This is a genomic window from Sulfitobacter sp. G21635-S1 (assembly GCF_027213915.1).
Lineage (GTDB): Bacteria > Pseudomonadota > Alphaproteobacteria > Rhodobacterales > Rhodobacteraceae > Sulfitobacter.
In genome coordinates this window covers 81,776-101,924 of the sequence record NZ_JAPWGV010000015.1, presented here as the reverse complement: position 1 = coordinate 101,924, position 20,149 = coordinate 81,776, and the positions used below count along the sequence as shown (strand labels likewise).

The 20,149-nt window shown below is 63.6% G+C and carries 17 protein-coding genes; 8 read left to right on the top strand and 9 right to left on the bottom strand.

Annotated elements, in window-relative coordinates:
* Positions 1-7 precede the first annotated feature (7 nt).
* Positions 8-571 carry an elongation factor P gene (gene efp / locus O4H53_RS15395; RefSeq protein ID WP_114272728.1) on the top strand — a complete coding sequence of 188 codons (564 nt, stop codon included), beginning with the start codon at positions 8-10 and terminating at the stop codon, positions 569-571.
* 72 nt (positions 572-643) lie between these two features.
* On the opposite strand, the gene ygfZ is transcribed toward efp, so the two are convergent.
* Positions 644-1,405, bottom strand: coding sequence for a CAF17-like 4Fe-4S cluster assembly/insertion protein YgfZ (ygfZ, locus tag O4H53_RS15390; RefSeq protein ID WP_269365135.1), 762 nt, complete (start codon positions 1,403-1,405; stop codon positions 644-646).
* Between the two features lie 64 nt (positions 1,406-1,469).
* Here ygfZ and O4H53_RS15385 point away from each other — a divergent pair, with 64 nt between their 5' ends.
* Positions 1,470-2,147, top strand: coding sequence for a TIGR04283 family arsenosugar biosynthesis glycosyltransferase (locus O4H53_RS15385; protein WP_269365133.1), 678 nt, complete (start codon positions 1,470-1,472; stop codon positions 2,145-2,147).
* Positions 2,148-2,390: 243 nt separating this feature from the next.
* Here the strand turns inward: O4H53_RS15385 and O4H53_RS15380 are convergent, their stop codons facing one another.
* Positions 2,391-4,247 (bottom strand): ABC transporter ATP-binding protein, encoded by a 1,857-nt coding sequence (locus O4H53_RS15380; protein ID WP_269365132.1) that lies wholly within the window; start codon positions 4,245-4,247, stop codon positions 2,391-2,393.
* 142 nt (positions 4,248-4,389) lie between these two features.
* On the opposite strand from O4H53_RS15380, the gene O4H53_RS15375 reads away from it, so the two are divergent.
* Positions 4,390-5,598: a pyridoxal-phosphate-dependent aminotransferase family protein gene (locus O4H53_RS15375; RefSeq protein ID WP_269365131.1), complete on the top strand. Its 1,209-nt coding sequence runs from the start codon at positions 4,390-4,392 to the stop codon at positions 5,596-5,598.
* On the opposite strand, the gene rpiB is transcribed toward O4H53_RS15375, so the two are convergent.
* From rpiB to O4H53_RS15360, 3 genes are read right to left on the bottom strand one after another with little or no spacing between them, the layout of a single operon-like run.
* Entirely contained in the window at positions 5,595-6,044 is a 450-nt protein-coding gene (gene rpiB / locus O4H53_RS15370; RefSeq protein ID WP_269365130.1) for a ribose 5-phosphate isomerase B, read from the bottom strand. The two genes, O4H53_RS15375 and rpiB, sit on opposite strands and share 4 nt — an antisense overlap.
* A 49-nt stretch (positions 6,045-6,093) precedes the next feature.
* Positions 6,094-6,276 carry a hypothetical protein gene (locus O4H53_RS15365; RefSeq protein ID WP_114272734.1) on the bottom strand — a complete coding sequence of 61 codons (183 nt, stop codon included), beginning with the start codon at positions 6,274-6,276 and terminating at the stop codon, positions 6,094-6,096.
* A 51-nt stretch (positions 6,277-6,327) separates the two neighbouring features.
* Positions 6,328-7,431 carry a pyridoxal phosphate-dependent aminotransferase gene (locus O4H53_RS15360; protein ID WP_269365127.1) on the bottom strand — a complete coding sequence of 368 codons (1,104 nt, stop codon included), beginning with the start codon at positions 7,429-7,431 and terminating at the stop codon, positions 6,328-6,330.
* A gap of 133 nt (positions 7,432-7,564) precedes the next feature.
* Here O4H53_RS15360 and O4H53_RS15355 point away from each other — a divergent pair, with 133 nt between their 5' ends.
* A complete protein-coding gene (locus tag O4H53_RS15355; RefSeq protein ID WP_269365125.1) occupies positions 7,565-8,353 on the top strand; it encodes a crotonase/enoyl-CoA hydratase family protein in 789 nt (262 codons plus the stop codon).
* Positions 8,354-8,432: 79 nt separating this feature from the next.
* On the opposite strand, the gene O4H53_RS15350 is transcribed toward O4H53_RS15355, so the two are convergent.
* Positions 8,433-11,480, bottom strand: a complete 3,048-nt coding sequence (locus O4H53_RS15350; RefSeq protein ID WP_269365123.1) for a valine--tRNA ligase — start codon at positions 11,478-11,480, stop codon at positions 8,433-8,435.
* Between the two features lie 821 nt (positions 11,481-12,301).
* On the opposite strand from O4H53_RS15350, the gene O4H53_RS15345 reads away from it, so the two are divergent.
* Positions 12,302-14,599 carry a xanthine dehydrogenase family protein molybdopterin-binding subunit gene (locus O4H53_RS15345; protein WP_269365121.1) on the top strand — a complete coding sequence of 766 codons (2,298 nt, stop codon included), beginning with the start codon at positions 12,302-12,304 and terminating at the stop codon, positions 14,597-14,599.
* Positions 14,577-15,617: a DUF2235 domain-containing protein gene (locus O4H53_RS15340; RefSeq protein ID WP_269365119.1), complete on the top strand. Its 1,041-nt coding sequence runs from the start codon at positions 14,577-14,579 to the stop codon at positions 15,615-15,617. Before O4H53_RS15345 ends, O4H53_RS15340 begins: the two co-directional genes overlap by 23 nt.
* 72 nt (positions 15,618-15,689) lie before the next feature.
* Here the strand turns inward: O4H53_RS15340 and O4H53_RS15335 are convergent, their stop codons facing one another.
* Both O4H53_RS15335 and metF read right to left on the bottom strand, forming a co-directional pair.
* Complete coding sequence (locus O4H53_RS15335; RefSeq protein WP_269365117.1) at positions 15,690-16,172, bottom strand: PaaI family thioesterase; 483 nt, start codon at positions 16,170-16,172, stop codon at positions 15,690-15,692.
* Between the two features lie 62 nt (positions 16,173-16,234).
* Positions 16,235-17,101 carry a methylenetetrahydrofolate reductase [NAD(P)H] gene (metF, locus tag O4H53_RS15330; protein ID WP_269365115.1) on the bottom strand — a complete coding sequence of 289 codons (867 nt, stop codon included), beginning with the start codon at positions 17,099-17,101 and terminating at the stop codon, positions 16,235-16,237.
* Between the two features lie 97 nt (positions 17,102-17,198).
* Between metF and O4H53_RS15325 the strand changes: the two genes are divergently transcribed.
* A complete protein-coding gene (locus O4H53_RS15325) occupies positions 17,199-18,104 on the top strand; it encodes a LysR family transcriptional regulator (protein WP_114272742.1) in 906 nt (301 codons plus the stop codon).
* Between the two features lie 50 nt (positions 18,105-18,154).
* On the opposite strand, the gene O4H53_RS15320 is transcribed toward O4H53_RS15325, so the two are convergent.
* Positions 18,155-19,195: an NADP-dependent oxidoreductase gene (locus O4H53_RS15320; protein WP_269365113.1), complete on the bottom strand. Its 1,041-nt coding sequence runs from the start codon at positions 19,193-19,195 to the stop codon at positions 18,155-18,157.
* 162 nt (positions 19,196-19,357) lie between these two features.
* Here O4H53_RS15320 and O4H53_RS15315 point away from each other — a divergent pair, with 162 nt between their 5' ends.
* Positions 19,358-20,143 carry an inositol monophosphatase family protein gene (locus O4H53_RS15315; RefSeq protein WP_269365111.1) on the top strand — a complete coding sequence of 262 codons (786 nt, stop codon included), beginning with the start codon at positions 19,358-19,360 and terminating at the stop codon, positions 20,141-20,143.
* Positions 20,144-20,149 lie beyond the last annotated feature (6 nt).

Below are 20,149 nucleotides of genomic sequence, written 5' to 3'. Positions count from 1 at the left end.
TTGCAAAATGCCAAAAATCAATGGAAACGAGATCCGCCCCGGCAATGTGCTGGAGCATAACGGCGGCCTCTGGGCAGCGGTCAAGGTCGACCATGTGAAACCCGGCAAGGGCGGGGCCTTTGCCCAGGTAGAGCTGCGCAATCTGCGCAATGGCTCCAAGCTGAACGAACGCTTCCGGTCTGCGGACAAGGTCGAGCGTGTGCGGCTGGAACAGAAAGATCAGCAATTTCTGTATGAAGACAATGGGATGCTGGTCCTGATGGATACCGAAACCTACGAACAGGTGCAGCTTTCCGCCGAGCTTCTGGGCGACCGCCGCCCCTTCCTGCAGGACGGCATGATGATCGTGGTGGAATATCACGAGGCAGAGGCGCTGAACGCCTCACTGCCGCAAAAGGTCGTTTGCAAGATTGTCGAGACCGAGCCGGTGGTGAAGGGGCAGACCGCTGCCAACTCCTTCAAACCTGCCATTCTTGACAATGGTGTGAAGGTTTCCGTGCCTCCCTTCGTCGGCCAGGACGAGGATATCGTGGTCAACACCGAGACGATGGAATACGTCGAACGCGCCTGAGGCGTCAGGCCCTTGACGTGACGTTATGCTGCGCATGCAGCGCAAACCGGTGCGGATCGGGGCGAGGCCCGCTCATTTTGTCATAGCTGAACCCGACCCGTTCCATGTGACCTGGGCGGTATCGGCGGTCATCGGACCCGTGGCGCGATCAAACCTGAGGTAGGCGATGGCCTTGCCATCCGCCTGCGTCAGCAGGGTGCCCGCGGGTTTGTCACCTGACAAAAGCTCCGTGCCCACATCGGCCGATCCTGCGACATCGACCTGTGCCAGACCCTTGCGCAGCGTCGTCTTGTGCCGCATCCGCGCGGTCACTTCCTGGCCGACATAGCAGCCCTTCCTGAAATCTACGCCATTCAGACGATCCAGCCCGGCCTCCAGCACGAATGTATCGGGCGTCAGCTCCACGCCGGTTTCGGGGACAAGATGCGCCACACGCAGGCTGTCCCAATCGGTTACGTCATCTGTCTGCGGCTGGGCGCGATAGGCGCGCCAGCCCATCTGTGGATGACGGGGGTCGGCATAGCCGTCGGGCGGCGGGGTCCCGGTGCCGCGATGCAGGTGCAATCCGGTGTCTTCGATCGTGACTGAGGCGCGCAGCTTGTACATCGTCAGCCGCTGCACCAGCATATCGCCCAGGCTCTCCGCGACATCGAGCAAGACCGCGCCATCCTCCTGACCAGTGACAAAAAAGTCGGCCAGATACTTGCCCTGCGGCGTGAGAAGGGCGGCATAGATCGGCCCCTTTTCCAGTTTGCGGATGTCGTTGGTGATCAGGCCCTGAAGGAATTCGCGGGTGTCCTTGCCCGACAGGCGCAGGATACGGCGGTTTGTCATGATGGTGTCCTTTCTGCGGTAGCCATGACATATAGCTTCCGTCCAGCGTTCAAAAGGGGGCACCATGCGCGCGCCGATCACGGTCATCATTCCGACATTGAATGCGGCAGACGTGCTGCCGGATTGTCTGACGGCGCTGATGGAAGGGCTGGAGGCGGGGATTATCCGCGAATTGATCGTCAGCGATGGCGGATCGGACGATGCAACCGCCGCGCTGGCACAGGCCTGGGGCGCGCAGGTGCTGCAAGGCGCACCGTCGCGCGGAGGGCAGCTGCGCCGCGGCTGTGCGCAGGCCAGGGGCGAGTGGCTGCTTGTCCTGCATGCCGATACGCGGCTGCAACCCGGCTGGGCCGATTGCATGCGCCATCACATCCGCAACAGCAGCAACGCCGGGTGGTGCCGCCTGAAGTTCGACAGGGGCGGGCTGCCGGCGCTGTTGGTCAGTGGCTGGGCCAACCTGCGCAGCCGTTTCGGACTGCCCTATGGGGATCAGGGGCTTTTGATTTCAAAGGCGCTTTACGAAAAGACCGGCGGTTTTCCCGACATCCCGCTGATGGAAGACGTGGCAATCGCGCGCGCCCTGCGGGGGCATTTGTCGGGGCTTGATACCGTTGCCGTCACCAGCGCCGAGAAATACCAGCGCCAGGGATGGCTGCGACGGGGCCTGCGCAATCTGTGGACTTTGCTGCGCTACAGCGCGGGCAGCGACCCGGAGCAGCTGGCTCAGGGGTATCGGCGGTAGGGCAGGTTGATCCGGGAAAATCGCGGTGCAATCCTGCCGGCCGGAGGTTCTGCTGACCCTGCGGTGTCTTCCGGTCTGCGTCGCGTCACATGATGACATGTCATCATTCCGACCATAAGGACGGCTTGGCCATGCGCCTCAGGCGGTCGATCAGCCGGTCAATCAGCCAGCCAATATGGTCCGCCCGGTAGTCAGCGAAGGCCCCGGCCAGATCGCGACGATCAGCGCACCACCTGGCAATGCTCAGCCGAACAGGCGCTGGCCAATCCGTTGCAGAAGGTTTGGTGCGGCGGGGGCAAGCCCCCGTTCACGGGCCCGCAGCGCCCGCATGCCCCGGATGTCCGACACGGTCTTTCCGTCTTCGAACTGCAAGCGATAGAGGTTTGCATAGATCCCGCCGCGCGCCAGCAACTCCTCATGGGTGCCTTCATCCATCACCTGGCCCCGGTCCATCACGATGATGCGGTCGGCGCTGCGGATGGTGGCCAGCCGGTGGGCGATCACGATGGTGGTGCGCCCGGCCGAAAGCCGGTCCAGCGCGTCCTGCACCACCTGTTCAGACTGCGCATCCAATGCGCTTGTCGCTTCGTCCAGCAGCAGGATCGGCGTGTCGCGCAGCAGCGCACGGGCGATCACCACCCTTTGCCGTTGCCCCCCCGACAGGGCAGAGCCGCGCGGCCCCACCTTTGTATCCAGCCCGTGCTCAAGCTTGGGCAGGAAATCGGCCACATGGGCCGCTTTCAGCACCTCCTGCAGGCGCGCCTCGCTGACATCCGTCCGGCCCAGCACGATGTTCTCGCGCAGGGTCTCGTCAAACAGCAGCGCTTCCTGCGTCACCACAGAGAAGAGACCGCGCAGGTCCGCCAGCGTCAGGTCCTTGACCGAGGTGCCACCGATGGTGACCTCGCCCTCCTGCGGGTCGATGAGCCGGGTCAGCACGTTGAAAATCGTCGATTTCCCGGCACCCGAAGCCCCGACAAGCGCCGTTGTCTCGCCTTCCTTCGCGGTCAGGGACAAACCGTCCAGCACCTTGGCCTCGCCAAAGGACAGGGTCACATTCTTCAACTTGATATCGGTGCCGGGCAGCGGCAGTGCCTTGGGGTGCTGCGGGTTGGTCTGGGGCGCGGGGGCATCCAAGAGCTCCTTGAGCCGCTCCAGCGCCGCTGCCGCCGTCTGCCACAGCCCGCTGACCCCGCCCAGCCGCCGCAGCGGACTAAAGGTAAAGCCCATGGCGGTGAAAAACGTCATGAACTGGCCGATTGTCTTGTCACCCGAAATGATCTGGCTGCCGCCATAAAGGATCACGGCCATGAAACCGATGCCGGACATGATGTCGATCATCCCCGGTATCGCGGAATTGCCAAAGGCGGCGCGGACTTCGGTGGTGATGAACCTGCGGGTCAGGTCGCGGTATTGCCGCGACTGGTATTCTTCCAGCGCATTCAGCTTGATCTGGACGATGCCGTGAAACACCTCGTCCAGCCGGGTTGCCAGATGCGCGCCCAGATCGCGCGCTTCGCGGGCACGGCGGCGCACAAAGCGTTGGGCGGCAGCAGCGGGCAGCACCATCAGCGGCACCCCGATGCAGGCCAGGAAAGCCCAGACCGGATCAATCGAGATCGCCACCCCCAGCAACACCAGCAGGCCGATGGCGTCGCGGCCGGCACCCGTGATGACCGCGCGCCAGACATCGCCCACGGCATTCACGTCCGATTGCACCCGCTGGATCAGGAAGCCGGGGGGATGCGACTGGTGAAACGCGCCATCCTGGACCATCAGCTTGTCCAGCAGTTCGATGCGCATGTCGGCGGCGGTGCGCTGCGCGATGCGGGTCAGCAATACCTTCTGGATCACCCCGGCAATGGCGCGCATCGCAAAGATGCCGACCAGCACCAGCCCGACCCATTTGAGCGCGCTGCGGTCCCCGGCGACAAAGACCGTGTCGAACATCGGCTCCATCAGCCGTGCCAGAGCACCCAGCGTGCTGCCCTCGATCCCCATGAAGATCATGGCGACGATCATCAGCTTGGTGTGTTTCTTCAGGTAATCCCGCCAAAGCCAGCGCAAAAGCTCGCCCGACGTGTAGGTCTGATCGTTCATATCGACGTGGACGCTCCTTTGGGGCGGTCTGCAGACCTGTCTACGCAACCCATGGGGACAGGGCAAGGCAGGTGAGATATTGACGCCGGATCAAGGGGGCGTAGTGTCGGCCCGATCATAGCTACCACAACAAGGCATACCCATGGCAAAGACTCCGAAACTGGCGCAGGGGCGTCCTTATCTTGCGATTCCCGGACCTTCGGTCATTCCCGACGCGGTGCTGCGCGCCATGCACAGGGCCGCGCCCAATATCTATGCCGGTGAGCTGACAGAGATGATGCCCGGGCTGGTCACCGATCTGAAACGGGTCGCGCGGACGGATCATCATGTGGCCATGTACATCGGCAACGGCCATGCGGCCTGGGAAGCCTCCCTCTCCAATGTGCTTCAGCCCGGCGACAGGGTGCTGGTCCCCGCCACCGGGCGGTTCGGGCTGGGCTGGGGGCAGATGGCCAGAAGCCTCGGGCTGGAGGTGGATATCATCGACTTCGGCAGGCAATCCCCGATGGACATGGACCGCATCGCCGAGGCGCTGAAGGCCGACACGGGCCATCAGATCAAGGCGGTTCTGGCCGTGCATGTGGACACGGCAACCTCCATCCGCAACAACATCGCGGCCCTGCGCGCGGTGCTGGACGATGTGGACCATCCCGCGCTGCTGATGGCCGATTGCATCGCCTCGCTGGGCTGTGACGTCTTCGAGATGGACGCCTGGGGCGTGGATGTCATGGTGACGGGCTGCCAGAAGGGCCTGATGGTGCCGCCGGGCATGGCCTTTGTCTTTTTCAATGACCGGGCAGAGGCGGCGCGCGCCAGACTGCCCTGCGTCAGCTGGTACTGGGACTGGAGCCCGCGCGCCCACCCGGAGGAATTCTTTCAATACCACGGGGGCACCGCCCCCACCCACCATCTATACGGTCTGCGCACCGCCCTCACCATGATCCACGAGGAGGGGATCGAACAGGTCTGGGCGCGCCACCTGTTGCTGGCCCGTGCGGTCTGGGCCGCCTGCGAGGCCTGGTCCACGGCCGGCACCTTCGGGATGAATGTCGCCGATCCGGCCGACCGCAGCTGCGCGGTGACCGCCCTGCGCCTGCAAAGCCCGCATGCCACCGAATTGCGCAACTGGGTCGAACAGGAGCTGGGCCTGACCCTTGGCATCGGGCTCGGGATGGCCGTACCCGGCGATCCGGCGCGCGACGGATTTTTCCGGCTGGGGCACATGGGCCATACCAACGGCCATATGATCATGGGCCTTCTGGGCGGGATCGAGGCCGGCATGCGCGCAATGAAGATCGAACACGGCCCCGGCGCGCTGGAGGCGGCAGCAGATGTGATCGCAGGCGCTTAACCTTCCAGCGCCATGATCATGTCGACCCTTGTGGCATGGCGTCCGCCTTCGAAGGCGGTGTCGAGAAACGCATCGACAATGTCGAGCGCGACGCCATCGCCGATCACCCGCGCCCCCAGGGCCAGCATGTTGGCATCGTTATGCGCGCGGATCATCCGGGCCGAGAAGACGTCAGAACAGACGCCGCAACGAATCCCTGATACCTTGTTCGCTGCCATCATGATCCCCTGGCCGGTGCCGCAAAGCACGATCCCCAGCGCGCAATCGCCTGACGTCACATGCCGCGCGGCGGCGGCACCGTGGTCGGGGTAATGCGTGCTCTCGGGCGTCTCGGGGCCGATGTCGAGCACCTCATGGCCACGCGATGTGACATGGGCGGCAACGGCGCGGCGCAGGTTGATGGCGGCATGATCGCTGGAAAGCACGATGCGGAGGCTGGAGGACATGGGGCAGGCCTTTCGAAAGGGTGTCTGGGCGCGGTGGCCGCGCGCGCCCCTATTGCCGTGTCGCGGCGATGCGATCAATCACCTTGTTCACCACCCAGCCCAGAACCGCTGCCGCGATCAGGCCCCAGATTGCCCAGATCGCCATCAGCACCCACGCCAGATTGACGCCGAACATCACGATGCAGGCCTGAGTGTAGTTCGGGGCAGCGGGACGGTCGTGGGGCTCGCGCATCGGTCTCTCGCAGCTTGATCGTGATCAAGTATATATGCCGATTGCGCCGAGTCAGCCCTTTTCTGCATCCGCCAGCGCGCCCGGCAGCGCTGCGGCAAAGGCATCGAGATCCGCAGGCGTGCCGCAGCTGACGCGAATACAGCGGTTCTGCGGGGCCGCGAAGGGCATGCGCACAAAGATGCCGCGCGCAACCAGACCGTCCAGCACAGCCTTGGCAAAGGCGTGATCCCGACCGCAATCTATGGTGACGAAGTTCGCCGCCGAAGGCAGCGGTGTCAGCCCGTGCTGGCCTGCGATCTGCGCGATCCGGTCACGGGCGGCGGCGATTTCGGCCTGCACATGGGCCAGCCAGTCCGGATCCTCCAGTGCCGCCAGCGCACCGGCCTGTGCCGCGCGGTTCATGCCGAAATGGTTGCGGACCTTGTGGAAGGCGGTGATCAGTTCAGGCGCCCCGAGCGCATAGCCGACCCTCGCGCCTGCCAGCCCGTAAGCCTTTGAAAAGGTGCGCATGCGGATGACGCGCGGATCGTCAAAAGGCAGCGGCAGCGCGGTGCCTTCGGGGGCCGTCTCCACATAGGCTTCGTCCAGGACCAGCAGCGTGCCCTCGGGCAGATTGTTCATCGCGGCGGCAATATCGGCACCCCGGTGCCAGCTGCCCATCGGATTGTCCGGATTGGCCATATAGACCAGCTTGGCATCCACTTCCGCCGCCCTGGCGAAAAGGCTTTCCGGGTCTTCGCCATCCGCGACGTAAGGCACCTTGTGCAACGCGCCACCGTAACCCGCGACATGGTAGTTGAAGGTCGGATAGGCGCCGTCCGAGGTGACAACCGCATCCCCGGGTGCCACGAAAAGCCGCACGAGATAGCCCAGCAGCCCGTCGATGCCTTCGCCCACCACGATATTCTCCATCGTCGTGCCATGGTGCCGGGCCAGGGCCGCGCGCAGATCGTGGCTTTCGGGATCGCCATACATCCAGTGGCCGGTTTCAGCCATGGCCGAAAGGGCGCGGGGCGAGGGGCCAAAGACATTCTCGTTCGCGCCCAGCCGGGCGGTGAAGGGGCGTTTTTGCGCACGTTCCTGGGTTTCGGGCCCGACGAAGGGGACAGAGGCGGGCAGGGAATGTGCAAGCGGGGTGAGGCGATGGTTTGTCATGCGGTTTGATAGGCCCGGTCGGCGCGCCGGGCAAGGGGGTGCGCGCTGCGGCCTGCTCCGGAGTGCCGCAGCGTTGGGCTGGCGCGGTGGCGCGGCTTGCGCTCTACTGTCCGAAACCCTGCAGGAGGATGCCATGAGCCGCGTTTCGATCACCTATGAAAATCACATCGCCTTTGTCCGTCTGACCCGGTCGGACAAGATGAACGCCGTGGATCAGGAGATGATCGACGCGGTGATCGCCGCCGGGAACGAGGTCGCGGCATCGGAGGCGCGCTGTGTCGTGCTTTCCGGCGAAGGCAAGGCTTTCTGCGCCGGGATCGACATTTCCGGGCTCTCGGGCATGATCGGAAAGGACCCGGCGGACCTGCTGATGCCGCGCAGCCATGGCAACGGCACCACGAACCAGTGGCAGGAGGTCGCGATGGTCTGGTCCCGCATGGAGATCCCCGTGATCGCCGCCATCCACGGCGTCTGCTTTGGCGCGGGCATGCAGCTGGCGCTGGGGGCGGACATCAGGATTGCGGCACCGGATGCGACATTCGCGGTGATGGAGATGAAATGGGGCATCGTGCCGGACATGGGCGGCATGGTGCTGCTGCCGAAACTGGTGCGCAGCGACGTGCTGCGGCGGTTGACCTATACGGCGGAGCCGATCGGCACCGCACAGGCAGAACGCTGGGGGCTGGTGACCGAGGTGGCCGAGGATCCGCTGGCGGCGGCAACGGCGCTGGCAGAGGTCATCGCAGGCAAGAGCCCCTCGGCCATTCGCGCGGCCAAGCGGCTGATTTCACTGGCGGAGGTTGCCGGCGAGGCGGCGGTTCTGGAGGCGGAATCGCGCGAGCAGGCCGAATTGCTGGGCAAGCCGCACCAGATGGAGGTGGTCGCGGCCGAATTCGGGAAACGCCCCGCTGTTTTCAAGTAGCCGCGGCACCGGAAACATGAAGCGCGCGCCAGGGCGATGGCGCGCGCATGTGTATTTGCCGGAACAATGAAAGAGGGGGTCAGCCCATTTCCGCCAGCCGGTCAAGGGCGGCCTGAAGCTGGTCTGCCTCTTCCTGCCGGGCGTCCAGGTTGGCCTGGGCCTCGGCAACGACCTCTTCGGGGGCGGAGGCGGCGAACCTGGGATTGTTCAGGCGTCCCCTGAGCCCGCCGATTTCCTTGGCGAGCTTGTCCAGCGATTTTTGCAGGCGGGCCTTTTCTGCCGCGATGTCGATGATCCCCTCAAGCGGCAGGCCAAGCGTTGCGGCGCGCGCCGGGATGGAGGCGGTGCCCTTTGGGAAAGTCTCGACTTTTTCAAGCTTTTCGACGCCGGCGCGCCGCGCGATCAGATCCTGGTTGCGCTCCCATGCCAGCAGGCCTGCCGCGTCGATTTCCGTATAGACCATCGGCACCTTCAGGCTGCCGGGCACGCCCATGGACACCCGCGCCGAGCGGATGTTCTGGATCAGCGAGATCACCCAGTTCAATTCCTCGTCGGCCTGCGCATCCACCATTGCGGCGGCGGTATAGGTCGGCCACGCCGCGTGCACCAGCATGCCGGGGCGGTCCTTCTGGCCCCAGAGTTCCTCGGTGATGAAGGGCATGATCGGGTGCAGCAGGATCAGGCACTGGTCCAGCGCCCAGCCATAGGTCGCGCGTGTCTCAGCGATGGCCGCCGCATCGTCGCCGTCGAAGATCGGCTTGGTGAATTCCAGATACCAGTCGCAGAAGGTGCCCCAGACAAAGGCATAAAGCGTGTTGGCCGCGTCGTTGAACCGGTACTGCGCCAGCGCCGCATCGACAGCCTCGCGGGTCTTGGCGATCTCGCCCTTGATCCATTTGTTGACCGTCAGCGTGGTGTCGGGGGGCGTGTCGCTGTGCGGCACCTCCAGCACGCCGTTACGTTCGGCAAAGGCCGTCGCGTTCCAGATCTTGTTGCCGAACTTGCGGTAGCCGTCGATGCGCGCGGTGCTCAGCTTCAGGTCGCGCCCCATGGCGGCCATGGAGGTCAGCGTGAAGCGCACCGCGTCGGCGCCGTATTCGTCGATCAGTTCCAGCGGGTCGAGCACATTGCCGAGCGACTTCGACATCTTCTTGCCCTTCTCGTCGCGCACCAGCGCGTGGACATAGACGGTGTCGAAGGGTTTCTGGCCGACCACGGCATATTGCATCATCATCATCCGGGCGACCCAGAAGAAGATGATGTCAAAGCCGGTGATCAGGACGGAGGTGGGGAAGTATTTTTGCAGCTCGGGCGTGTCCTCGGGCCACCCGAGGGTGCCGATGGGCCAGAGGCCGGAGGAGAACCAGGTGTCGAGGACGTCGGGGTCGCGGCGGATGAAGATTTTGGAGAGCTTCCCGGCCTTGTCGAATTCGAAGCCAGCATGCTCCCCGTCGATGACTTCGATTTCCTCTCCCAACAGCCTTCTATAAAGCTCGGCGGCATCTTCGGTGGCTTCTTTGGCGTTAGCCGCGCAAAAGGTCTGTCTTTTGGCGAGAGTGTTTTCTTCTGAGAAAAACTCCTCAGCTTTCGGGTCCTTGGGTATCATTGGCCCATACCAAACCGGTATCTGGTGCCCCCACCAAAGCTGACGCGAGATGCACCAGGGTTCGATGTTCTCCAGCCAGTGGAAATAGACCTTCTTGTCCTGCTCGGGCAGGATTTCCACCTCGCCCGAACGCACGGCGTCAATCGCGGGGCCGACGATCTTTTTGGTGTCCACGAACCACTGATCCGTCAGCATCGGCTCGATCACCACCTTGGAGCGGTCGCCGAAGGGCTGCATGATCTTCTTGGCCTCGACCAGCGGAATGTCGTCGGTGGCAGAGCAGACCCGCCCGTCGCTGTCGTCGATGGGGCCGGGGATCATCACGGCAAGGCCCTCGGCGGTGATGTCGGCGACCACGCGCTTGCGGGCCTCAAAACGGTCCAGCCCGCGATAGGCTTCCGGCACGAGGTTCATGGCGGCGATGTCAGCCTCGGTGAAGTCCTGTTCGCCATTGGCGATGGCCTGGGCGACGGCGGCTTCCTCGGCATAGGGCTTGCCATCGGCGCGCATCGCGCCCTTGGTGTCCATGAGGTTGTACATCGGGATCTTCGCGCGCTTGGCGACTTCGTAGTCGTTGAAGTCATGGGCACCGGTGATCTTGACCGCGCCCGAGCCGAAATTCTTGTCCGGGTATTCGTCGGTGATGATCGGGATCAGGCGGCGGTGCTCTTTCGGCCCCACCGGGATTTCGCAGAGTTTTCCGACGATTGGCGCATAGCGTTCATCCGTTGGATGAACTGCCACCGCGCCGTCGCCCAGCATGGTTTCGGGGCGCGTGGTGGCAATGGAGATATAGTCGCGCTCTTCCTCGAAGAGGACATTCCCGTCTTCGTCCTTTTCCACATAGGTATAGGTGGCGCCGCCCGCGAGCGGGTATTTGAAGTGCCACATGTGGCCGTCGACTTCGATGTTCTCGACTTCGAGATCGGAGATCGCGGTTTCGAAATGCGGGTCCCAGTTGACCAGCCGCTTGCCGCGGTAGATCAGGCCCTTGTTGTACATGTCCACGAAGACCTTGATGACCGCATCGTGGAAATTGCCCTCTTCGCCCTCGGGGGCGTTGGGGGCGCCGGACATGGTGAAGGCGTTGCGCGACCAGTCGCAGGAGGCACCGAGCCGCTTGAGCTGTTCGATGATCGTGCCGCCGGATTCGGATTTCCATTCCCAGACCTTGTCCAGAAACGCTTCGCGCCCCATTTCACGGCGCGAGGGTTGCTGGGTCTCGGCCAGCTTGCGTTCGACGACCATCTGGGTGGCGATGCCCGCATGGTCCTGCCCCGGCTGCCAGAGCGTGTCATGCCCGCGCATCCGGTGCCAGCGGATCAGGATGTCCTGCAGCGTGTTGTTGAAGGCATGGCCCATGTGCAGCACGCCGGTGACATTGGGCGGCGGGATCATGATGGAGAAGGTTTCGGCACCTTCGCGGGCATTGGCACCGGCCTTGAAGGCACCGGCCTTTTCCCAGGCGGCATAGAGGCGCTTTTCGGCGTCCTGGGCGTTGAATGTCTTGTCGAGGGCCATGCTGATCCATCCTGTCGTCGTTTGGATGCTGATCTAGCGGAGGATGCGGTGAAGGGAAAGGGTGGCGGTACGAGGCTTCTGCGCGCGGGGCGAAACGTGCGCCGATCCCGGCGGCATCATGGGCCGGACCGATATCCTTTGTGGCACATCGGGCATCTTTGCCTCAACGGGACTGGTTTTGTTGAATCTTGCCAAGGGGCGTCGTCACTCAATATTGGTGCAAACCTCAGGCATTTCTGACCCAGGCAGGGCTTACGGCGCGGTGTGGGTCAAGGTCCGACAAGCGGACAGAGCTGCCGTGCCATTGGCGCGGTGCATACCCCCAAGCGCCTCTGCCCGGCGTCAGCCGGGCATCGCCCGACCTCCCCCCGGAGGGCGATTTTGCACCGTCAGCCAAGCCATGATCCGGTCTGCGGGCTGAAACGTTTCCCATCACATACAGGTCTGGAACGCCCTCCAGGTCGGGCGATGCCCGGCTGACGCCTCATGTCAATAAGGACTCAAACCTGCCTTTTGCCAAATCCTGCGCGACGGTTCGGTTTGCCATTCTGGGCCAGCTGATGACGTAAAGGTCAAAACCCTCTGACCTCGCGAACCGGACCGCTTCTTCATGCACGGCCATCGACGCTCCGGCCTGTACCGCCAGGCCGGGTTGGGCCGGGAAGCTCAGGATTACCCTGACTTTTTGCTTCTTTATGCCCAAATACTTCTCTGTGCCCTTGGCATCTCATGCGCTGCCGGTGTCGGGGTGCGGGTTGGGCTGGACAACCCATATCTGTCCTATATCTGTTTCACCGACAGACACACCAAGGGGACCGATCATGGATAAATTCGGAAAAAGCCAACCGGTCAAGCGTACCGAAGACATGCGGTTTCTCATGGGCGAAGGGCGCTATGTGGATGACATTGCGCCGGAAGGGGCGTTGCATGCCTATTTCCTGCGGTCTTCGGTCGGGCATGGTGTGATCAGTGAGCTGGATGTCTCGGATGCTGCGCAGTCAGAGGGGGTTCACCTGATCCTGACCTGCGCCGATCTGGAAGCGGCGGGCATGGATATTTCGATGTCCGGTGCGGTGGTGGAGAACCGGGACGGCACCAAGGGTGCGGCACCCCTGCGCCCGATGCTGGCCAGGGACAGGGTCAGATATGTCGGCGAACCCGTCGCCGTGGTGATCGCGGACACGCTGGCGCAGGCGCGCGACGCGGCCGAGCTTGTCATGCTCGACATTGACGATCTGCCTGCCAAGACAGACCTGCATCCGGGCGGCGAGACGCTGCACGCGGAGGCACCCGACAACAGGGCCTTTGATTGGGGCATGGGCGACGAAGCGGCGACGCAGGCGGCCTTTGACGCGGCGGCGCGGACCGTTGCCCTCGATGTGGAAGACAACCGTATCATCGTCAATTCGATGGAACCGCGCGGCTGCTATGCGGAATGGCAGGACGGGCGTCTGCATGTCGCCAACAATGCGCAGGGCGTCTGGGTGCACAAGGAGTTTCTCAAGACTGCCTTTGGACTGGAGGACGCGCAGGTGCGGGTGACCAACCCCGATACCGGCGGCGGCTTTGGCATGAAGTCGATGACCTACAACGAATATTTCTGCGTCGCCCAGGCGGCGCGGGCGCTGGGCCGTCCGGTGCGCTGGATGTCGGACCGGACCGAGGCGATGCTGAGCGACAATGGCGGGCGAGACCTGACCAGCCTTGCGGAATTCGCCTTTGATGCCGACAACCGCATCACCGCCTATCGGGTAAAGACCCGCTGCAACCTCGGGGCCTATAACTCGCAGTTTGCCCAGCATATCCAGACAACCCTCTTCAGCCGCGTTCTGATGGGGGTCTATGACGTTCAGACCACCTGGTTGCAGGCCGAGGGGTATTACACCAACACCGTGCCGGTGGACGCCTATCGCGGGGCCGGACGGCCCGAGGCGATCTATGTGCTGGAGCGTCTGATGGACCGTGCGGCGCGCGAGCTGGGCATCGACCCCTGGGAATTGCGCCGGATCAACTTCATCAAGCCCGACCAGTTCCCCTACAGGTCCGCGACCGGAGAAACCTATGACGTGGGCGATTTCAATCGCCTGCTGACCCGCGTCGCCCGGGAGGCCGACCGCGATGGTTTCGCGGCGCGCAAGGCGGCGGATGCGGAAAATGGCCTGCTGCGGGGGCAGGGGCTGTGCTATTACATCGAGAGCATTCTGGGCGACCCTTCCGAAGGCGCCAAGGTGGTGTTCGAGGACAATGGCCGCGTGACGATTCTGGTCGGCACGCAGTCGAACGGGCAGGGTCATGAAACGGTCTATGCGCAGTTCCTGTCGGATCAGACAGGTATTCCGGCCGAACTGATTGACGTGGTGCAGGGTGACAGTGACCTGATCGCACAGGGCGGCGGCACGGGCGGGTCGCGCTCTGTCACCACGCAGAACAACGCCACATTGGCCACCGTGACGGCGATCACCCGGGCATTCACCGCCTTTCTGGCCGAGGAAATGGGCGTGGCCGCAAGCGAGATCAACTTTGACGATGAACGCTTCCGTGCGGAGGGGTCGAACATGACGCCAACCATGCTGGAGGTGGCCGAAATGGCCCGTGCGAAGGGGCGTGACGACCTGCTGACCCATCACGAACGCGCGACGCTGGAAGCGCGCAGCTTTCCCAACGGGGCGCATGTGGCAGAGGTCGTCGTCGATCCGGAGACCGGTGTCGTGATCACCGAACGTTATACGGTCGTCGATGATTTTGGTAATCTTATCAACCCGATGCTGGCCGAGGGGCAGGTGCATGGCGGTGTCGCCCAGGGCATTGGCCAGGCGATCCAGGAACGCGTGGTCTATGACGAGGATGGCCAGCTGCTCACGGCATCGTTCATGGACTATGCCTTGCCCCGTGCCGCCGACCTTCCCAATATCAGCTTTGTGTCAGAGCCGGTGCCATCCACGGCCAATGTCATGGGAATGAAGGGCTGCGGCGAGGCGGGCACAGTCGGCGCGCTGGCCGCAGTTGCCAATGCGGTTCAGGATGCGCTCTGGGAGCAGGGGGTGCGTCAGGCGGATATGCCATTCACGCCGCACCGGGTCTGGGAGATGTTGAACGGTGCCAAGATCGCCGCAGAATGAACCCGAAGGGGCACCACCTCAGCGCGCCATCCATGTGATCGTTCTGGACGGCACCCTGTCGTCGCTTGAACCGGCCAGCAGGACCAACGCCGGGCAGGCCTATGGGTTGCTCAAGGAGACCAGAAGCGCGCTGTCGCTTTATTATGAGCCGGGGCTGCAATGGACTCATTGGCGCTCGATCTGGGATGTGATCGCGGGGCGGGGGATCAACCGGCAGATCAGGCGGGCCTATGGCTGGCTTTCGGCCCGCTACCGCCCCGGGGACCGCATCTTTCTGCTGGGCTATTCGCGCGGCGCCTATGCGGTGCGGTCGCTGGCCGGGGTCATGAACATGGTCGGCCTGCTGCGCCCCAATCACAGCACGAAAGAGGCGGTGCGCACCGCCTATCGTCATTATGAAACCAACCCGGCCAGTGCGGAAGCGCGCGCCTTCAGCGCCGCATATTGCCACCAGGGCGTGGAAATCGACACGATTGCCATCTGGGATACGGTAAAGTCACTGGGGCTGAATGCGCCCGTCCTGTGGCGTTTGTCCCGGAAGGTGCACGGGTTTCACAATCATGAGCTCGGTGCCGATGTGCTGCACGGATATCACGCCCTGGCCCATGACGAGACGCGGGTGGCCTATGCGCCGGTACTCTGGACCACTCCCGAAGGGTACTCCGGGCGGGTCGAGCAGGTCTGGTTCCCGGGCACCCATGGAGACGTGGGCGGGCATCTCGGCGGGTTCGAGGCGGCACGACCGCTGGCCAATATTCCTCTGGTCTGGATGCTGTCAAAGCTTGAGGCGCGGGGGCTGCCCCTGCCGCCGGGGTGGCAGGACAGATTTGTCCAGGACCCGCTTGCCCCGTCGCAGGGGACATTCCGGGGGTATGGCAAATTGCTGGTCACCCGCAGGCGGCGCAGGATCGGGCTGGACCCGTCGGAAAGACTGCATGTCAGCCTCCACAGCCGTTCGCAGGCCCTGGGAACCCGGCTTGGCCATCATGCAGGCCCCTACGTGCAAAGCACTTCCTAGCCGGGAGCGGTGGCGGATTTTTGGAAAAATCCGACCCGGAAAATTCCAATTTTCCGGCGCGTGTGGCTGGCGTCAGGCGATCTTCATCACGATGCAGGTGGTCGAACCGGTGGCATAGAGCTTGCCATCCTCGACGCCCCTGATCTCGCCATGGGCGACCCCGGTGGAGCGGCCCACATGATCGGCAAGGCCGATGCAATCAATCTGCAATCCCAGGGGGATGCTGCGCAGGATATTCACCTTGTATTCCAGGGTGGTATAGACCGATCCCGCCGGCACCTTCGTCATCACCGCGCAGGCCATGGCGCTGTCCAGCAGGGTGCCGTACCAGCCGCCGTGGACCGTTCCCATCGGGTTTGTCACATTGAATTCAGGCGCGCCCCGGAACACGACGCGGCCATCTTCGACCGCATGCAGCCTATACCCCATGGTGGCACCGATCGGGGGGCCGGGATTGGTGCCATCCAGAATCGCCTGCATGAACTCAAGCCCTGACAGTTTCAGGGCCTCTTGCTGGGTCAGCAGTTCTTCGGGGCTTTGGGCTATCTTGGACATGAAAAATCTCCGGCAGGGCTCTGCCGGAGATGGTAGCGGGCCACCGGGACCGGGCGCAAATGTTACGCGACGTCTTCCAGGGTGACCTGAGGCGTGACGCCAAGTGCGCGGCAGACATCGCGGGTCAGATCGGCGCGGTTCAGCGTGTAGAAATGCAGGTTCTCGACGCCCTCGTCGATCAGGTCGCTGCACATTTCGGTGCACAGGGATGTGGCCAGCAGGCTTGTCCGGTCATCCCGTTCCGCCTTGGCAAAGGCATCGTCGAGCCAGGCCGGAACCGGCGTGCCGCAGCGCTGGGCGAAATTGCGGGCCGATTTCCAGTTCACGATGGGCAGGATGCCGGGGGTGATCGGCTTGTCGATCCCCGCCTTGGCGCAGGCATCGCGGAAGCGCAGGAATGTCTCGGCCTCGAAAAAGAACTGTGTCATCGCCTCTTGTGCACCGGCATCGAACTTGCGCTTGAGCCATTCGATGTTGGCCTCCTGGCTGGTCGATTCGGGGTGCGGGTCGGGGTAGGCGCCGACACGGATGTTGAACTTGCCGGTTTCGGCCAGCGCCGTGATCAGCTCGCAGCTGTCCTGGAAACCCTCGGGGTGGGGGGTAAAGGTGCTGGCCCCGTCGGCAGGATCGCCGCGCAGCGCCACGATGTCCGTCACGCCGATCCTGGCAAAGCTGTCAGCCACTTCCATGGTTTCCGCCTTGCTCGCCCCGACGCAGGTCAGATGTGCCGCAACCGGCAGGCCGGATGTCCGGCGCAGCACATGGGCCGCGTCATGGGTCAGGTCACGGGTCGTGCCGCCTGCGCCATAGGTCACCGAGAAAAAGCGCGGTGCCAGCGGTGCCAGCGCCTGTGCGGTGTCCCACAGCTTGAAAGCCGCATCCACCGTGCGCGGCGGAAAGACTTCGAAAGAAACTTTGGGCGTGGCCATGTCGGTATCCTTTGAATAACGTGTTGGCACCTTGTTTCATGAATATTGATGTGAGACAAATTCATAACTTTCATCTTCAACATGAGTTCCACCTCACATGCACATCGAATTCCGTCATCTGCGCACCATTCAGGCCATTCATGAAGCGGGCGGTCTGGCCCGGGCTGCAGAGATGATGAACATCACCCAGTCGGCGCTGTCCCATCAGGTCAAGGGGCTGGAGGATCAGGCGGGGGTGGAATTGTTTGTGCGCCGCTCGAAGCCGCTGAAACTGTCGCCTGCGGGTCAGCGGCTGCTCAAGCTGGCCCAGCAGGTGCTGCCGCAGGTTCAGGCCCTGCAGGATGAATTCTCCGGCCTGCGCGCGGGCAGCACGGGGCGGATGCACATCGCCATTGAATGCCATGCCTGTTTTGAATGGCTGTTCCCGGTGCTGGAGCAATTCCGACGCAGCTTTGTGGATGTGGATGTGGACATCCGCCCCGGCCTCGCCTTTGACGCCTTGCCCGCATTGCTGCGCGAAGAGGTCGATCTGGTGGTGTCCTCCGATCCCGAGGATCTGCCGGGTGTCGAGTTTGTGGAGCTTTTCGATTACGAGGCGGTCTTTGTCGCGGCCAGCACCCATCCGCTGGCCACGAAACCCTTTGTCGAAGCCGCGGATTTCCGCAGTGAAACCCTGATCACCTATCCGGTGGAACGGTCCCGGCTGGATGTGTTCAGCCAGTTGCTGATCCCGGCCAAGGTGGAACCCGTCGCGATCCGGCAGGTGGAGCTGACGGCGGTGATCCTGTTGCTGGTGGCCTCCAACCGGGGGGTGGCCGTCTTGCCCGATTGGGTGGTGCGGGAAGTGAAATACAGTTCCGATTACGTCACCCGGCCCCTGACAAAGGACGGGATCACCCGCAGGCTCTATGCCGCGGTGCGGACGGATGATCTTGAAAAACCCTATATGAAGAAACTGCTTGGCCTGGCCGGTCAGGAGGCGCGCAAACTGCAATCGGCCTGAGGCCGCCGCGCGGAAAGCGAAGGTGGGCGGCGCGCCCACCTTCGCCCGGTTCAGCCGACCTTCACGATCGTCTTGCCGGTGTTGCCGCCCCGCAGCATATCCATGAAGGCCTGCGGCGCGTTCTCCAGCCCCTCTGTGATGTCTTCCTCGTATTTCACCCGGCCGTCCGCGACCATCGGGGCGACCTCGGTCAGGAATTCGCCGTAGCGGTCCCAGTGGTTGGCGATGATGAAGCCGGTGACGGTCAGGTGATTGACCAGCAGCGTCCGCCACAGCTTCGGCCCGGTCAGGCCCTGGCTGCTGGCGCCGTCACCCAGCCCGCCTGCATTGTACCACGCGATCATGCCGCACAGCGGGATGCGCCCAAAGCGGTTCATCTGGGGCAGGGTGGCCTCCAGCACGGGCCCGCCCACGTTCTCGAAATAGACGTCGATCCCGTCGGGGGCAGCCTCCTTCAGCGCGTCGCGCAGGCCGGATACGTTGTCATGCGCGCGGTGATCGACGCAGGCGTCAAAGCCGAAAGTTTCGGTCGCCAGCTTGCACTTGTCGGGGCCGCCCGCGACCCCCACGGCGCGCAGGCCCTTTGCCTTGGCCAGCTGGCCGACCATCGACCCCACCGGCCCGGTTGCCGCGGCGACCAGCAGGGTTTCACCCGCTTTTGGCTTCCCGATTTCGTTCAGCCCGTACCAGCCGGTGAACCCGGGCATGCCCAGCACGCCAAGCGCGGTGGTGATCGGTGCCAGATCCGGGTTCAGCTTGCGGCACATCCGCGCGTCGGCGACAGCATGGCTGGCCCAGCCAAACGGGCCGAACACCGCGTCCCCTTCGGCAAAGCCGTCGGCATTGGAGGCGATCACATGGCCAACGCTGCCACCTTCCATCTTGCCGCCCAGCGGGACGGGCGCGGCATAGGATTTGGCGTCGTCCATCCGGCCCCGCATATAGGGATCGAGCGACATATAGGCCACCTTGACCAGGATCTCGCCCGCGCCCGGTGTCGGCATATCGGATGTTTCCAGCCGGAAGTTGTCGTGACCGGGGGCGCCGTCAGGGCGGCTTGCCAGAACGATTTGCTGCATTTGTGAACTCATGAGTCTCTCCGTTTTCTTGCTGCCCCTACCCTGTGGCATTCAACCGCAAAGGCAAGGGTGATCACACGTCACAAGCTGTGCGGGCTTTCCGGGCGATCTGCCCCTTGGCTTTCTGTCACGTGACGCATATACGCAGCGCCTGATCCATCTAAGGGGCACAACATGGTTGGCAGTGCGAATCTCAACATCATGATCAAGGCGGCACGCAAGGCGGGGCGCGGGCTGATCAAGGACTTCCGCGAAGTTGAGAACCTGCAGGTTTCCGTGAAGGGCGCAGGCGATTTCGTCAGCCGCGCCGATCTGAACGCGGAAAAGACCCTCAAGGAAGAATTGATGGGCGCACGCCCGACCTATGGCTGGCTGGCCGAAGAGGGCGGCGAGGAAGCCGGGCAAGACCCGACGCGCCGCTGGATTGTCGATCCGCTGGATGGCACCACCAACTTCCTGCACGGTCTGCCGCATTGGGCGATTTCCATCGGGCTGGAACACAAAGGTCAGATCGTGGCCGGGGTGGTTTTTGACCCCGCCAAGGATGAAATGTTCTTTGCCGAAAAAGGTGCCGGGGCCTGGATGAACGAGAGCCGCCTGCGGGTCTCGGGGCGCAGCCGCATGATTGAAAGCATCTTTGCCACCGGTCTGCCCTTTGGCGGTCGCTCCGACCTGCCCGCGACGCTCAAGGATCTGGGCCGGTTGATGCCGGTTTGCGCCGGTGTGCGGCGCTGGGGATCGGCGGCGCTGGACCTCGCCTATGTGGCCGCCGGTCGCTATGACGGCTATTGGGAACGCCGTCTGAACGCCTGGGATCTTGCGGCAGGGCTGTTGATCGTCAAGGAAGCGGGCGGGCTGGTTGAGCCGCTCGACCCTGCGGGCGATGTGCTGGAGAACGGCGAAATCATCTGCGGCAACGAAGCGATTTTCAGCAACTTCGCCAAAGCCATCCGCGGCTGAGACGGG

What these genes read in the sequence shown, in the direction of transcription:
- O4H53_RS15320 (WP_269365113.1), bottom strand. Translation starts at nt 19,195, where the DNA reads ATGAGTTCACAAATGCAGCAAATCGTTCTGGCAAGCCGCCCTGACGGC.
- rpiB (WP_269365130.1), bottom strand. Translation starts at nt 6,044, where the DNA reads ATGTCCTCCAGCCTCCGCATCGTGCTTTCCAGCGATCATGCCGCCATC.
- O4H53_RS15345 (WP_269365121.1), top strand. Translation starts at nt 12,302, where the DNA reads ATGGATAAATTCGGAAAAAGCCAACCGGTCAAGCGTACCGAAGACATG.
- O4H53_RS15335 (WP_269365117.1), bottom strand. Translation starts at nt 16,172, where the DNA reads ATGTCCAAGATAGCCCAAAGCCCCGAAGAACTGCTGACCCAGCAAGAG.
- O4H53_RS15325 (WP_114272742.1), top strand. Translation starts at nt 17,199, where the DNA reads ATGCACATCGAATTCCGTCATCTGCGCACCATTCAGGCCATTCATGAA.
- O4H53_RS15380 (WP_269365132.1), bottom strand. Translation starts at nt 4,247, where the DNA reads ATGAACGATCAGACCTACACGTCGGGCGAGCTTTTGCGCTGGCTTTGG.
- metF (WP_269365115.1), bottom strand. Translation starts at nt 17,101, where the DNA reads ATGGCCACGCCCAAAGTTTCTTTCGAAGTCTTTCCGCCGCGCACGGTG.
- O4H53_RS15355 (WP_269365125.1), top strand. Translation starts at nt 7,565, where the DNA reads ATGAGCCGCGTTTCGATCACCTATGAAAATCACATCGCCTTTGTCCGT.
- efp (WP_114272728.1), top strand. Translation starts at nt 8, where the DNA reads ATGCCAAAAATCAATGGAAACGAGATCCGCCCCGGCAATGTGCTGGAG.
- O4H53_RS15365 (WP_114272734.1), bottom strand. Translation starts at nt 6,276, where the DNA reads ATGCGCGAGCCCCACGACCGTCCCGCTGCCCCGAACTACACTCAGGCC.
- O4H53_RS15375 (WP_269365131.1), top strand. Translation starts at nt 4,390, where the DNA reads ATGGCAAAGACTCCGAAACTGGCGCAGGGGCGTCCTTATCTTGCGATT.
- O4H53_RS15360 (WP_269365127.1), bottom strand. Translation starts at nt 7,431, where the DNA reads ATGACAAACCATCGCCTCACCCCGCTTGCACATTCCCTGCCCGCCTCT.
- O4H53_RS15350 (WP_269365123.1), bottom strand. Translation starts at nt 11,480, where the DNA reads ATGGCCCTCGACAAGACATTCAACGCCCAGGACGCCGAAAAGCGCCTC.
- O4H53_RS15385 (WP_269365133.1), top strand. Translation starts at nt 1,470, where the DNA reads ATGCGCGCGCCGATCACGGTCATCATTCCGACATTGAATGCGGCAGAC.
- O4H53_RS15315 (WP_269365111.1), top strand. Translation starts at nt 19,358, where the DNA reads ATGGTTGGCAGTGCGAATCTCAACATCATGATCAAGGCGGCACGCAAG.
- ygfZ (WP_269365135.1), bottom strand. Translation starts at nt 1,405, where the DNA reads ATGACAAACCGCCGTATCCTGCGCCTGTCGGGCAAGGACACCCGCGAA.